Source organism: Novosphingobium sp. (assembly GCF_965229225.1).
GTDB lineage: Bacteria > Pseudomonadota > Alphaproteobacteria > Sphingomonadales > Sphingomonadaceae > Novosphingobium.
In genome coordinates, this window is record NZ_OZ245867.1 from 95,790 (window position 1) to 110,092 (window position 14,303).

Sequence of the window (14,303 nt, forward strand, 5' to 3'; positions counted from 1 at the left end):
TGTGGTTGGCCGCTCTGGATTCCCGCCTTCGCGGGAATGACGAGGAGGTGGGGACTGATTCCAGTTTCGGGCCGCTGCAAAGCGCCCGGTTGGCATTCACGGCGCGATCTTCACCGCCCCTTCAGGCGTGGTCCAGCCTCGGATCGCAACGCTGGCTGGCTTGGCGCTGGCCGGCACGCGGACGGTGATCGCGCGTTCTTCGCCCGGCATAAGCGAGACATAGTTGTCCTCGTAGTAGGCAGGGAGCACGCGTGCGCCGGCCTTGTCGAGGACGGTGAGCTTGATCGCGAGCGCGGGGGTCTTGCCGGTGTTGGTCAGCGTGAGAGCGAGTGGGAGATCTTCGCCGACCGGGGCAGCGGACTTCGCCTTCAGCGCTATCGTGGCGGGCGGCATCGCGTTCAGTTCGCGGTAGGCAGCGGGATCTCGGCCGCGCCAGTAGAAGTTGCGGCTGAGCAGCGCGCCGTTCGCATCGGCCAATTCCAGCGCGACGAGGGCCATGCCGCCGCCTGCCATGAGCGGGGCGAGATCGACCGTTCCCGCTTCGGTTGCCGTGTTGGCAGGGGCAGATAGCGCCTTTTCCTGCTGGAGCAGCGTGCGGCCCGCAAGATCGGTCACGCGAATCCGTGCGGTGAGGCCCGGCAGATCGCCGCGCGTGGTGTTGATCAACATGAGCTGGTTGTCCGGCAGATTGAGCTGGATGTGCACCGGCTCGGCCCCCGTGCGGGCGCCGTAGTAGGCGGCGTGGGTGTCCATATCCGAGCTGTAGAGCTGCCAGGCGTTTGACGGCCACGAGGGGTGGGTCATCCAGAACAGGCGGCCGGAGTTCTTCGTCCAGAGGTGGCCGACGAAGCCTTCCATCATCGCCTTGTGCGTTTCGAGGTTCATCATCTGCGCCTTGCGCTCGAATTCGGCGAGGCTGGTTGCTGGGCCGAACATCTGGGCCAGCGTATCCATGAACGTGCGCGTGTCGCCGTTCCCGCTGAAATGCCAGTCGTGGTAGGCCATGGTGTCGCCGAGCGGCCAGCGATCCGCGGCAGGGACGCTGGCCTCGATCGCTTCGCGGGTGGCGAGGCTGGGCGTGCCGGTTTCGACCGAGAAGCCTGAGGCGAGATCGGTGAAATAGCCTTCGGGCGGACGGTAGTTATAGGGGCCGGAGCCTTGCAGGTTCACGACGTTGGACGAGCCGGTGTACCAGCGGGTGCCATCGAGCTTCGTGACCAGTGCATCGAGGCCTTCGTTGAGCGCGGGGTAGGGGACGCCTTCGTTGCGGCCGAACCAGACCACGATGCTGGGGTGATTGCGATAGCGCGCGATGGTGTCTGCCGCGTTGGCGAGGAATAGCTGGGGGTCTTCGGGTTCGATCTGGAAATCCTGCGTGGATTGCCAGAAGTCGTTGAGGATCATCATGCCGTTCTCGTCGGCAAGGTCGTAGAACGCGGGTTCGGTGTTGTTGCCCATCCAGTTGCGGATCACGTTCATGTGGGCTTCCCGCTCAAGGCGGAAATAGGGTTCGAGCTCGGCGCGGCCGAAGCGCTTCATCGCATCGTCCATGCCCCAGCTGCCGCCGCGCGCGGCGATGCGCACGCCGTTGACGCGCAAGGTGAGGTGGGGGAGCGCGATGGAGGGCGGGACGGGGCGGACGGCGGGGGAGTGCTCGCCGCTGGGGGTGAGGCTTTGCGCCCAGCCGAGCGGGGTTTGCTTGATGGCGGCGTGGCGCACGTCGATCAGCGGGCGTTCGCCGGGCTTGGCATCGGTGGGATCGACTTCGACGCGGTTCAGGCGGCCATCGCTGCCGAACAGCGAGAGTTCGTAGCTGATTTCGCGGATGCCGAAGCGAAGGGTTCGGGTGTCTGACGGCGCGCTGCTGGCGGCGGCGGTGATGGTCAGACTGTAGAGCGCGGGATCGCCGTAGCCGTTGGGCCACCAGAGGCGCGGATTGGCGATGTGGAGCGCAGTATCGGTGGCGGGCGAGAAGGTGACGGTGGTTTCGCCGGGCGCGGCGGTGAGCGCGCGGGTGAGAGTGATCTCGCCGATTTTAGCGGTGATAGTAAGCGGGACGGGCTGGCTGGCCGCGTTGGTGAGAGGGACCATGATCGTGATGTCCGCGCTGTCTGTGCGCGGCAAGGGCAGGTCGGTGACGACATGGGGATCGCCGAGGCGTACCGGGCCGGTGGCTTCCAGCGTGACGCCCTGCCAGAGGCCGGTGTTGCGATCGCGGATGCCGGGGATCCAGTCCCAGCCTTCGGTGGCGACAAACGTCGGCCCGTCGATGGCGAGCTGGCCACCGTTTTCGCCGACGCCGCCTTTCACGGACTGTTCGTGCGGGATGCCGGGGTGCGGCGGGGGGCTGACGCGGACGGCGACGACGTTCTCGCCGGCTCGCGGAGTGAAGGCGAAGCGGCCGCGCGTGAAGGCGCCTTTCATGCTGCCTTGGCGCTCGCCGTTGATCCAGACTTCGGCGGCGTAGTTGATCCCGTCGAAGCGCAGGGCGAGGGATTTGCCGGCGGCTTCGGCGGGGAGGGTGAAGCTGGTGCGATACCAATAGTCCTGCCGGGCGAGGCTTTCGGGAATCGCGAGGTTGCTGAGGCCGTAATAGGGGTCAGGATAGATCCCGCGGTCGACCATGGTGGCGAGAACGGTGCCGGGGACGCGGGCGGCGAGCCACTTGGCGGTATCGACGCCGGGGCGGGACAGCGCGGCGCCATCAGGTGCGACGAGATCGGGGGCGGGGATCAGTTTCCAGCCATTGACCTGCCACTGGCCGGGGGCGGTGGGGGCGAGTGCTGGCAGGGGCGTGATGGGCACGGCGCGCGGGGCGCTGGGCGGCGTCTTGGCATGTGGGAGCAGCCAGGGGTCCTGCTGTTCGGTGAGGCCGATATTGGCCTTGCGCTGGAATGGCCAGCCGACCCCGACATCGCGGAACTGGACGGTGGCGAAATCCGGACGGGCGGCGAAGAGCGTGGCGGGATCGCCGAGCGCGTCATCGATCTGCGCGGCGGCGAGTGCTCCGGCGAAGTGCGGCTTGCCGGGCAGCGGCGGGGCGATGGCGATGCGCGGTTCGGCGGCGGGGCTGGCGGCGGCTTGCTGGCCTGTGGGCTTGCCGTCGATGAAGAGGCGCGCCGTCTTGCCGTCATAAGTGGCGGTGAGCTGGCTCCAGCGTCCGGCGGGGAGGGGAGCGGCGGCGGCCAGCAGGGCCTGGTCCAGCCGCAGGGCCGGGCGGCCATCGACGAGGACGAGGGCGCGGCGGCCCTGCTCGATCAGGGTGACTTCGCCGGGCTGGATGCGGCTGGGCTGAACCCATGCGGACAGCGTGAAAGGCGCGCCTGCCGCGAGGATCGGGCTGGCAGCGGGGAGGTCGCGCTCGATCCCGATGCCGCCTTCGAGAATGCGGACATTGTAGGGGCCGCCGTTGTCGGGCACTTCGGCGCAGAGCGGCGTTGCGGTGAGCGCGCTCGCAGCAAGGAGGAACGGCGCCAGACGGCGCTGGGTGGTGGGCATGGTTCGTCTCTCTCCCCGCACCCGGGTTGGATGCGCCCGGGTTCCTGACAACGCAATCAATTTAACGCAGCATAGGCAATTTAAAATGCATAATACATGCATTATTTTGAGACAGGTTTGCACCTTGCGAGGATATCGCCCTTGGTGCCCAGCGTCACGCTGGCGAGCCCGAACGAGAGCGGGCCGCGCGTGGTGAGAACGAGGGGGCTGGAGACAGCCTGGCTCGCCGATCCCGCGGGAAGCAGGCACTTCAGCGGGACGGCGAGGGTCTGCCAGGTGCCGAGAGGCATGGCGTTGAGTTCGGGCAGCGCCACCGGCGCGCCGCAGGGGCCGCTGCCGCAGCGGGCGGACAAGGTGACCTGCGCGCCGGGCCTGGCATCAAGCCGCATGGTGATCAGCAGCAGGACATCTCCGTTGGTTTCACGCGCAAGATCCTGCGGCGTGGCGGCCTCAAGCGCAATCGTGGCGGGCTGAGTTCCAGCGGCCAGCGTGATGCGCCGCGCACCTTCCTGCACATCCTTGTCGATTGCGGCGATGGTCAGGCGATGGCCCGCGGTGGACGCAGGAACGGGGCCAACCGTGTGCGGCGCGGCGGCCAGATCGGTCAGCACCAGCGACCAGCCGGGGGCGGCCTGTCCGCGCTGGACGAAGACGCCGGGCAGGGCCTCGGCAGCGACGCCAGCGTCCTCGGGCAGACCCGTCCATGGTGCGGGGCCGCCGGCCATCGACAGGCCGTAGCCATAAGCGAAGAGCGGATCGTCGCCGGGCCGGGCGGTGCGCGGCCAGGCGGTGGGGAGGCGGCCGGTGAAGTCTGCGCCATCATTTGCATAGAGCACATCGGCGACGCCGCCGCCTTCCGAGCCCGGCAGCCAGGCGACGACAAAGGCATCGGCGGCGTTAAGCTCCGGGTTCACGAACAAGGGCCTGCCGGTGAGCATGACCGCGACGACGGGGATGCCTTGCGCTTTCAGCGCTTTCATCGTGGCAAGCGGGCCGGTGAGATCGCTGCGCAGCTGGAGCGAGCGGATATCGCCCTGAAACTCGGCATAGGGCGTTTCGCCGAAGACGACGATTGCGGCATCGGGCTTTTGGGTGAAGCGGCCATCGGGCGCGAGCTGGGCGCTGCCGCCGGAGGCTTCGGCGGCGGACTTGAGGCCTTCCCACAGCGTGGTCGCGCCGGGGAAGAGATCGCGGGTGAGGCCGGTGCCCTGCCAGGTGATCGTCCAGCCACCGGACTGGCGGGCGACATCGTCCGCGCCGTCACCCGCGACGAGCAGGCGCGCGCCCTTCTTCAGCGGTAGAACGCCGATGTTCTTGAGCAGGACCAGCGACTTGCGCACAGCCTCGCGGGCAATCGCGCGGTGCTCCGGGCTGCCGAGGAGGTTCCACTGGCCGGCAAGGGGCCGGGTGGACGGCGCGCCCATTTCAAACAGGCCGAGGCGCAGCTTGACGCGCAGGATGCGGCTTACGGCGTCGTCGAGCCGGGCCATGGGGACGGTGCCGTCCTGAACCTGCTTCAGCAGGCTGGCGTAGAGCGGCTTCCAGCTATCGGGCGCCATGTACATGTCTACCCCGGCGAGGAGGGCCTGCGGGCAGCTGGCGTTGGTGCAGCCGGGGATCTGGCCATGCGCGTTCCAATCGGTGACGACGAATCCGCCAAAGCCGAGGCGGTCCTTCAACACATCGGTGACGAGGCCCTTGTTGGCGGCGATCTTGACGCCGTTCCAGCTCGAGAAGCTGGTCATCACGGTGGCGACCCCGTTTTCGATCGCGGGGAGATAGGGCGCGCCGTGGACGAGGCGCAGCGTGGTCTCATCGATTTGCGCATCGCCCTGATCGTGGCCATCGGTGGTCGCGCCATCGGCAAGGAAGTGCTTGGTGCTGGCGATGACGTGGGGGCCGGCGAGCACGCGGTCGGTGGTCGGCGGGCCTTGCAGGCCGCGCACCATGCGGCCGACATAGCTCGCGACGAGCGCGGGATCGGAGGAATAGCCTTCGTAGGCGCGGCCCCAGCGCCAATCCTGCGGCACGGTGACAGTGGGTGCGAAGGTCCATTCCTGCCCGGTGACGCGGATCTCGGCGGCGGTGGCCGCGCCGATCTTCTCGATCAGATCGGGATCGCGCATCGCGCCCAGGCCGACATTGTGGGGGAACAGCGTGGCACCGATGATGTTGCTGTGGCCGTGGACTGCATCGGTGCCCCAGATCACCGGAATGGCCGGGCAGCCGGGGCGGCCGCGAATCGAGGCGGCATGGAACTTGTCCGCAAACTTCAGCCATTCGGAGGCGGGCGCGAGGTCGTTGCCGCCCGGCCCCGAATTGCCGCCATTGAGCACCGAGCCGAGATTGTAGCGCGCCACGTCCTCCGGCGTGAGGCTCGCGATATCGCCCTGGATCACTTGCCCGACTTTGCAGGCGGCATCCATCTGCTTGAGAAGCGACGCGATTTTTGCCTCGTCCGCGTCCGTGACGACCTTGGGCCAGGCGATTCGCGGCCATTGCTCCGGATGGACGCTGGCGGCCGAGTCGCTCGCGGCAACGGAGGGCGCTGCAAGGAGTGCGGACGGCGTCAGGCAGGCCGCGATGGCTACCGCCCAGGTTGTCGCCGCAATGTGGCCGTTCCGGTGCGAAATCCGCTTCATTCCTTGGCTTTCCTCTCCGTTGCCCGGGCCTCGTGAACCTTCTCGGGACAAATCAATAATGCATGATGATGACGTAATGTGAATGACAACGTTGACAATACGGCGAAGATGATCTTATTTCAACCATGCCACACGCCTCCGGCCAAATCCGCACTGCGGGTAGCCGGATAATCAGAAAGGCGGCAGCACCCCGTTCAAAGCGGGGGCTGCCGCTCAACTTTCAAGGGGAGAGACCATGTCTGATCGCATCGCACGTCCAAGGACCGTGCTGTCTAAGAAGGGACTTATGGGCGCCGCGTCGATCATGGCGCTGCTGGTTGCGGGCAATGCCGCCGCACAGGCTGCCCAAGGTTCGGGGCCGCAACAGGCCGATACCGCCGCTGCCGATGAAGGCGCCGCGCCGATCGTCGTCACCGGCTTCCGCCAGTCGCTCGCCGCCGCGCTTGATGCCAAGCGCAATTCGAACCTCATCATCGAATCGGTGAGCGCCGAGGATATCGGCAAATTCCCCGACCAGAACATCACCGAATCGCTGCAGCGCCTGCCCGGCATCCAGATCGACCGTGAGAACGGCCAGGGCACCAAGGTGCGCATCCGCGGTCTTGAGCAGAACCTGACCGTGCTCAACAACGAACTGTTCGTGACCGGGCAGGAAGTGTTCAAGGTGGGCGAGGGCAACTTCACCCGCACCGACAGCCTTGAAAGCGTGCCTTCCGAACTCATCGGCGGGGTCGAGGTGTTCAAGTCCCCCAACGCCTCGCTGCTGGAAGGCGGCCTCGGCGGTATCGTCAATCTCAAGACGCGCAATCCGCTCGATCTCAAGAACGGCCTCACCGTGGCGGGCAACGCACGGCTCAACAAGGCCAATGGCATCGATGGCTGGAAGCCGACCGGCGCGGTCGTCGCGAGCTACAACTTCAACGACAAGTTCGGCATCATCGTCTCGGGCAGCTACAGCAAGACCAACGGCCATTACGACATTCTGGGCGGCGAGAACCGCGGCAACTGGGCCTTCGGCGCTGGCCGCCGCGATACCGCGACGGTGCCGACCAACTACTACGCGCCCGAATACCGCTATGTGACGGACCGCGACCAGTACCGCACGCGCTGGGGCGTCTCGGTGGGCCTCGCCTATCGCCCGACCGATACGCTGAGCATGGACCTCCAGTACTTCCACTCCGATCTCAAGGTGGACACGCGCGAAGGCTCGGTGAAATTCCCGTTCGGCCAGGGCGAATCGCTGGGACTGCTGCCGGGCTACAAGATCAACAGCAACGGCGTGCTCGAGAGCGGCACCATCCGCGCGCAGTCGGCCGAGGCCATCTCGGTGGTGGACGAGTCGAACATCAAGTCGGACAACGTGCAGTTCGGCACCAAGTTCGACAACGGCTCGAACTTCCGTGCCAATGTCGAAGCGACTTACTCGACCGGCAGCCTCTTCCGCGACGTTGCCAACAACGACGTGCGCTTCACCAAGTATACGGTGCGGCAGGGTGCGGTGGGCGGACCGCTGCAGGACGGCGTGGCGCTCAACAGCGCGGCGCCGGCGACGTTCGACTTCACGTATAGCAACGGCGCGTTTCCGCGCTTCGGCATCGCGCCGGGCAGCCCGCAGGATCTGTTCAGCAACCCGGCCAATGGCTTCTTCAAGTCGCACTGGGCCTTCGGGGACCGCTCCAAGATCAAGGGCCACTCGATCCGCACCGACCTTGCCTGGGATGTCGATCCTTCGGAAAAGGGCAAGATCACGCTGAGCGCGGGCTTCCGTTATGGCCAGCGCACGGTGGACTTCACCTCGGGCCGCTATCTGGCGGACTATTCAGGCAAGGGCGAGATCGACGCGACCAAGATCCCGCTGGCCGAGCGCGATCCCACCTTCAACTACAACTACACGCCTTATGGCTACTTCCAGGACGGCGCGATCGGCTACAAGATCTGCGACCTGCCGGAAGCGAACAAGCCCGCCGCCTTCGCCGGGTGCAGCCGCTTCGGCAATTCGCCGGCGCTGATCACGCCCTATGATACGTTCACCAGCAATGCGGGCCGGGTCGAAACCTTGGTCAATCCCAACGTGCCAGGCGGCAAGGTGCTGATCCAGAACCGCGCGCAGATGGTCAATGCGCTCAAGTGGATCCAGAACCTCTATCCGTCCACACCGTTCAGCTTCTTCGAGGATCCGCTGCAGACCTTCTTCGTGAAGGAGGAGACCAAGACCGGCTATGTCATGGCCGATATCGGCGGCAAGGATGACAGCTTCCATGTCAACGTGGGCCTGCGCATCGTCAACACCCAGCTGAAGGTGGACCAGAACCAGGGCACCGCGAATCCGACTTACTGGGGCACCGACAGCTGGAACGGCGTGGTCAAGGACTTCGACACATCGAGTGTTCAGCGGTCTTACACCGACTTCCTGCCGAGCGTGAACGTGGTGGTCGATGCCGCGCAGGACATCAAGGTGCGTGCCTCGGCAGCCCGCGTGACCTCGCGCCAGCCGCTGTTCGATCTGGGCCGCGGCTTTGCCACCGACTTCACCCGCGATGCGGCGACCGACAAGTTCCTGTTCACCAGCGGCAGCCGCGGCAACGCGACGCTCGATCCGTTCCGGGCCTACCAGTTCGATCTCGGCGTCGAATACTACTTCGGCCGGCAGGGCCTGCTTTCGGCGGGCGTGTTCTGGAAGGAAGTGGACAGCTTCGTTGTAACGCAGACGGTGCCGGTCTTCGTCAATGATCAGGGTGGCGGGCGTGTCGGCCCGGTTTCGCAGCCGGTCAACGGCAAGGGCGGCCGGGTCAAGGGCTTCGAACTGGCGGCGCAATATGCCTTCCCGTTCGGCCTCGGCTTCACCGCGAACTACACCTTCTCCGATACAAGCACCGAGTTCAGCAACGACTTCGAGACGGGCCTGCCGCTGCCGGGCGTTTCGAAGCACTCGTTCAACGGGCAGGTCTATTTCGAGAAGCACGGGTTCGCGGCGCGCGCTTCCTACTCGTGGCGCTCGAAGTCGTACCTCGGCAACTTCGGCTTCGGCGATGGCGGCGTGACTCGCACGCTGGGCATCTACCAGAAGCCCTATGGCCAGCTCGACGGGCAGATTTCGTACCAAGTAACGCCGAACTTCAACGTGTTCCTCGAAGGCATCAACCTGAACAAGGAAAACACCAAGACCTACCTGCAGTTTCCCGAGCTGCCGTTCCGGTATGAATCGGGCTCGCGCCGCATCTTCGCCGGTGTGAAGTTCAACTTCTGACCTTAGCTCCACTCCCTCGGAGCCTCTTGGGGGGAGGGCCTTTGCGGGCCTTCCCCCCTTTCTTGTGAGGCGCATTCCAGCGAGATATTGTGTTGCGGCCGGATGACCGCCAGCATCGGACCGGACCTATGATGACCCCTGAACCCTTGCGTTCGATCCTGATCGTCGGCGGCGGCACGGCTGGCTGGTCGGCGGCGGCGCTGCTTTCTGCCGTGCTCGCGCCGTCTGGCTGCAAGATTACGCTGATTGAATCGAGCGACGTGCCCACTGTCGGCGTGGGTGAGGCGACGATCCCGCCGGTGTTCGAGTTTCTGGCGAACTGCGGCGTGGATGAAATTGATTTCATTCGCCATTGCCAGGCGACATTCAAGTTGGCGATCCGCTTTGATGACTGGCTGGAGCGAGGCCATTCCTACTGGCACCCGTTCGGCAATCTGGGCGTGACGATCAACCAGCGGCCGTTTCACCACTACTGGTGGAAGAACAAGGCGGCAGGGCATGGCGAAAGCTTTGCCGATCTGTGCCCGGCGATCGCTTTGGCGGAGGACGGCAAATTCGCGTTCCCGCCGCCCGATGGCAGCTATCCGGGCGGGGCGCTCAACTATGCGCTGCATTTCGATGCGGGGCTGGTGGCGCAATTCCTGAAGCGGCATTCGGTGGCGCGCGGGGTGGAGCATGTGGATGCGCGGATAGCGGGCTGCGAACTGGCTGATGATGGCGCGATTGCGGCGGTCAGGCTGGAGGATGGGCGCCGGATCGCGGCGGATTTCTTCATCGATTGCTCAGGGTTTCGCGGGCTGCTGATCGAGGACGCGCTCCACGCAGGCTACGAGGACTGGACGAAATGGCTGCCGTGCGACCGCGCGGTGGCGATGCCGACGGCAACCGTTGGGCCGCCCGCGCCCTACACCGTTTCCGCCGCGCACGAGGCGGGCTGGCGCTGGCGCATTCCGCTGCAATCGCGGGTGGGCAATGGTTATGTCTATTCAAGCCGGTTCATCAGCGACGATCAGGCGGCGGATACGCTGCGCGGTGCCGCCGCGGGTGAGGCGCTGGCGGAGCCGCGGTTCCTGCGCTTCACGGCGGGGCACCGCAAGGCGATGTGGGTGAAGAACTGCCTCGCTGTCGGGCTTTCGAGCGGGTTTCTGGAACCGCTGGAATCGACGAGCATTCATCTGATTCACACCGCGCTGAACCGGCTGCTCGATTACTTCCCGGACCGGCACTGCGATCCCGCGCTGGCGGCGGCGTACAACCGCGAGGCGGCGGACGAATATGCGCATATCCGCGATTTCCTGCTGCTGCATTACGTGCCCAACCGGCGGCATGGCGAGCCGTTCTGGGATGAGATCCGGGCCAATCCGCTTCCCGATACGCTGGCGGCAAAGCTTGACCTTTTCCGCCGCACCGGCCGCATCGTTTCGCGGCGGCGCGAGCTGTTTGCCGATATCAGCTGGTTCTTTGTCGCGGCAGGCATGGGGATCGTGCCGGAAGCGCTCGATCCGCTGGCCGATGCGGCGCCGTTCGGCGATGTGCGCCGCGTGATCGGGCAGATTAGCGAGGTCATGGGACGCTATCGCAAGGCCGCGCCGACGCATGGGGACATGCTGGCCCGGCTGCTCGATCCAGCGCTCAAGGGACGGCCCAACTTCCAGCAAACCTGGGGCGGGGCATGATTGCGGGCCTCGAACTCGGCGGCACCAAGTGCGTGGCCACGCTGGCGCGGGGGCGCGAGGTGATCGACCAGCGCCGGGTGCCGACGCGCGATGCAGCTGCCACTGTTGGCGATCTCACCGCGATCCTCGATGGATGGGTGGCCGCGCATGAAGTCGAGGCCATCGGCGTCGCCGCCTTTGGGCCGATCAGTACCGACCGGGCGGCGGCCGATTTCGGCACCTTCCTCGCGACGCCCAAGCCGGGCTGGCAGGGCTTCACCCTCGCGGCGCATCTGCGGGACCGGTACGGCCTGCCGGTCGGGCTCGACAGCGATGTGAACGGCGCGGCGCTTGCCGAGGGGCGCTGGGGCGGCGCGGTTGGTATGGCGAATCATGCCTATGTCACCGTGGGCACCGGGGTCGGCGTGGGGCTCGTGGTGGGCGGACGGACCATGGCGGGCCGCGCACACAGTGAAATGGGGCACATTTTTGTCGACCGTATGCCGGGGGACGAAGCGCCCGGGATATGCCCGTTTCACGGGGGCTGCGTGGAAGGATTGATCGCCGGACCAGCACTTGCTGCGCGGGCGGGGGTGGCGGGCGAGGCACTGGACGAATTGCATCCGATATGGAATCCGTTCGTCCATGTTCTTGCTCGGCTCGTCCATACCATTGTGTTGACCGGGGCACCCGAGCGCGTGGCACTTGGCGGCGGGGTCCTGACAAGTCGGCCCGGATTGATCGCGCAGGTCGATGCTGCCGTGCGCGCGAGCCTTGGTGGTTATGCGCAGGCTTCGTTCGGCGTGGGGGCGCCGGTGCTCGGTGATCAGGCGGGGCCACTGGGCGCGCTGGCGATCGCGCTCGATGTGCTGGAGGGCGGTACGGCGTGAATTTGGGGCTGACGCGCAGTGGCTATCGCGGCGCGACGATCGAGGATGCAGGGGCCCACAACACCCGGATCGTGCTGCGCGCCATCCGCGCGCAGGGCACGCTGACCAAGGCGGATCTGGCGCGGCAGACTGGCCTCGCCCATCCCACCGTCACCAATATCACCCGCCGCCTGATGGAGCGCGGCCTGCTGCGCACCGCCGGCATGCAGCGCGGCGGGCGCGGGCAGCCGGCGACGCGGCTCGTGATCAATGCCGAGGGCGCGCATGCCATAGGGCTCAATGTCGACCGCGATCACATCACGATGGTGCTGGCGGATTTTGCCGGGACGGTGAAGGCGCGGCTCGATCAGGAAATCGCGTTTGCGCTGCCCGAGCAGGTGCGCAGCTTCTATCGCCGCAATCTCGACAAGCTGCTGGCAATGGCGGGTGTGGGTGCGGAGGCGATCACCGGGATCGGGCTTGCGTTGCCCGATGGCCTCGGCGTGATCGATCTGCCGGGCATGCCGGGGGACTATGCGCAGTGGTCTGCCACCAATCTCGAGGCCTTGTTTGCCGAACCATTGGGCCGGCCGATCTTCATCGAGAATGACGCGGCAGCGGCGGCCATCGGCGAGATGCAGTTCGGGCGCGGGCAGAAGGAGGCGAGCTTCTTCTACATCCTCATCAGCTATGGCCTTGGCGGCGGGCTGGTGGTGGGCGGGCAATATGATCGCGGTGCGGACGGGCGCAGCGGCGAGATCGGCTTCATGAGCGTGCCGGGCGAAGGCCCGAACGGACAGGGCACCATGGTGCCGCTGCAGTCGATCGTTTCGATTGCCGGGCTCAACCGGCGGCTGCAACAGGCTGGCCGATCACCCTTTGCGCATGGCGAGGCGATTTCGGCAGACGCAGCGTTGCAGCGGATCCATGACGAATGGATCGAGGAATGTGCCCGCGCGCTGGTGCAGCCGCTGGTGGCGGTGAACCTGCTGATCAATCCGGGCGTGGTGCTGGTGGGCGGGCGCCTGCCGATGCCGCTGCTCGAACGGCTGACGCAGCGCACCAATTTCCTGCTGCGCAGCGGCGGGCGCGATGCCCCGGCAATTGCCCCGGTGATGGCGGCGGCGCTGGCAGAGGATGCCTCTGCGGTGGGTGCGGCGCTCCTGTCGTTCGACGATCTGGCGCTGGCGGTCGAGGCGGGCTAGCCGGACCCCAAGTCAACCAACTTCGTCATTCCCGCGAAGGCGGGAATCAAGAGGGGCCTGCGCGGTGTGTGCGGCTCTGGCCCCCCGCCTTCGCGGGGGTGACGAAAGGGGATGATTGCGGTTGTCCTATCCCGAGCGCGGCGGGGCGGTGCTGCGGCGGATCAGGAGTTCGTGCGCGAGGTGGATATCGCCGCCTTCGGGTTCGCCTTTCAGCACATGGAGCAGCATGTCCATCGCCTTGTAGGCCATGTCTTCCACCGGCTGGCGGATCGTGGTGAGCGGGGGCCAGACGACGCGCGAAATGTCGGAATCGTCGAAGCCGACGACCGAGAGGTCTTCCGGCACATGCAGCCCGCATTCGCGCGCGGCGGCGACGGTGGCGGCGGCCATGTCGTCGTTCTGGGCGAGGATCGCGGTGGGTGGTGGATTGAGCGCGAGCAGGCGGCGCGCGGCCGCCAGGCCGGAATCGAAGGTGAACAGGCCGGATTCGATCAGTTCCGGGTGCAGCGTGAGGCCCGCCCTGGCGAGCGCCTGCATGGTGCCGACGAGGCGCGCATCAGATGCGGCGTGGCTGGGATCGCCCTTGATCACGCCGATGCGCTTGTGGCCGAGCGCGACGAGATGTTCGGCGGCTTCCTGCGCGGCGGCGACATCGTCCATCGCCACGGAGGGGCCATTGCCAAGCAGGCGGGTGGGCGAGATCCGCGCAAACGGCATGCCCACTTCGCGCAATTCGGCCATCAGCCCGGCGTGGTCCGAGGCGGGAGGGGCAAGCAGCACGGCATCAAGCGCGGCGGAACGCAGCAGCGCGATGATCTCATCCTCGCGGTCGGTGACGGATTCGACCGGCAGCACGACAAGGCGGAAGCGCTCACCGTGGAGGCGTTCGAGCGCGCCTTTCTGCAATTCGACGACGTAGCTGGGGCTCGGCTTTTCGTAGACGAGGCCGATCAGGTAGGAGCGGCTGCGCACGAGGCCCTGGGCCGAGACATTGGGGTGATAGCGCAGCGTGCGCATAGCCTCGCGCACCCGGGTTTTTACCGCTTCGGTGACATGCGGCTCGTTGTTGACGACGCGGCTGACGGTTTTGGCCGAAACTTCGGCCATGCGCGCAACGTCGACAATGGTGGCCCGTTTGGGTCTGCTCATGGGTATCGGGCCGCCTCGGTGGATCTGCAAAGGTTCTT

General features: G+C 66.3%; 7 protein-coding genes. 4 read left to right on the top strand and 3 right to left on the bottom strand.

Going from position 1 to position 14,303, the window contains the following annotated elements:
• Positions 1 to 96: 96 nt before the first annotated feature.
• Together ACO06X_RS00385 and ACO06X_RS00390 are read right to left on the bottom strand one after the other, a co-directional pair.
• A complete protein-coding gene (locus ACO06X_RS00385; RefSeq protein ID WP_421838054.1) occupies positions 97 to 3,498 on the bottom strand; it encodes a glycosyl hydrolase 2 galactose-binding domain-containing protein in 3,402 nt (1,133 codons plus the stop codon).
• Between the two features lie 101 nt (positions 3,499 to 3,599).
• Positions 3,600 to 6,140, bottom strand: a complete 2,541-nt coding sequence (locus ACO06X_RS00390) for a glycoside hydrolase family 3 N-terminal domain-containing protein (protein WP_421838055.1) — start codon at positions 6,138 to 6,140, stop codon at positions 3,600 to 3,602.
• 235 nt (positions 6,141 to 6,375) lie between these two features.
• Here ACO06X_RS00390 and ACO06X_RS00395 point away from each other — a divergent pair, with 235 nt between their 5' ends.
• The 4 genes from ACO06X_RS00395 to ACO06X_RS00410 all read left to right on the top strand — a co-directional run bounded on the left by ACO06X_RS00395 (position 6,376) and on the right by ACO06X_RS00410 (position 13,116).
• Complete coding sequence (locus tag ACO06X_RS00395; protein ID WP_421838056.1) at positions 6,376 to 9,387, top strand: TonB-dependent receptor; 3,012 nt, start codon at positions 6,376 to 6,378, stop codon at positions 9,385 to 9,387.
• A gap of 128 nt (positions 9,388 to 9,515) precedes the next feature.
• A complete protein-coding gene (locus tag ACO06X_RS00400; RefSeq protein WP_421838057.1) occupies positions 9,516 to 11,063 on the top strand; it encodes a tryptophan halogenase family protein in 1,548 nt (515 codons plus the stop codon).
• On the top strand, positions 11,060 to 11,932 hold the full coding sequence (locus tag ACO06X_RS00405) for an ROK family protein (RefSeq protein WP_421838058.1): 873 nt from the start codon (positions 11,060 to 11,062) through the stop codon (positions 11,930 to 11,932). Before ACO06X_RS00400 ends, ACO06X_RS00405 begins: the two co-directional genes overlap by 4 nt.
• On the top strand, positions 11,929 to 13,116 hold the full coding sequence (locus ACO06X_RS00410) for an ROK family transcriptional regulator (RefSeq protein ID WP_421838059.1): 1,188 nt from the start codon (positions 11,929 to 11,931) through the stop codon (positions 13,114 to 13,116). The genes ACO06X_RS00405 and ACO06X_RS00410 overlap by 4 nt, the downstream gene beginning before the upstream one ends.
• Before the next feature lie 126 nt (positions 13,117 to 13,242).
• Here the strand turns inward: ACO06X_RS00410 and ACO06X_RS00415 are convergent, their stop codons facing one another.
• Positions 13,243 to 14,265 (bottom strand): LacI family DNA-binding transcriptional regulator, encoded by a 1,023-nt coding sequence (locus ACO06X_RS00415; RefSeq protein ID WP_421838060.1) that lies wholly within the window; start codon positions 14,263 to 14,265, stop codon positions 13,243 to 13,245.
• Positions 14,266 to 14,303 lie beyond the last annotated feature (38 nt).

Coding starts and splice junctions, on each gene's coding strand:
- ACO06X_RS00385 (WP_421838054.1), bottom strand. CDS start 3,498: ATGCCCACCACCCAGCGCCGTCTGGCGCCGTTCCTCCTTGCTGCGAGC.
- ACO06X_RS00390 (WP_421838055.1), bottom strand. CDS start 6,140: ATGAAGCGGATTTCGCACCGGAACGGCCACATTGCGGCGACAACCTGG.
- ACO06X_RS00395 (WP_421838056.1), top strand. CDS start 6,376: ATGTCTGATCGCATCGCACGTCCAAGGACCGTGCTGTCTAAGAAGGGA.
- ACO06X_RS00400 (WP_421838057.1), top strand. CDS start 9,516: ATGATGACCCCTGAACCCTTGCGTTCGATCCTGATCGTCGGCGGCGGC.
- ACO06X_RS00405 (WP_421838058.1), top strand. CDS start 11,060: ATGATTGCGGGCCTCGAACTCGGCGGCACCAAGTGCGTGGCCACGCTG.
- ACO06X_RS00415 (WP_421838060.1), bottom strand. CDS start 14,265: ATGAGCAGACCCAAACGGGCCACCATTGTCGACGTTGCGCGCATGGCC.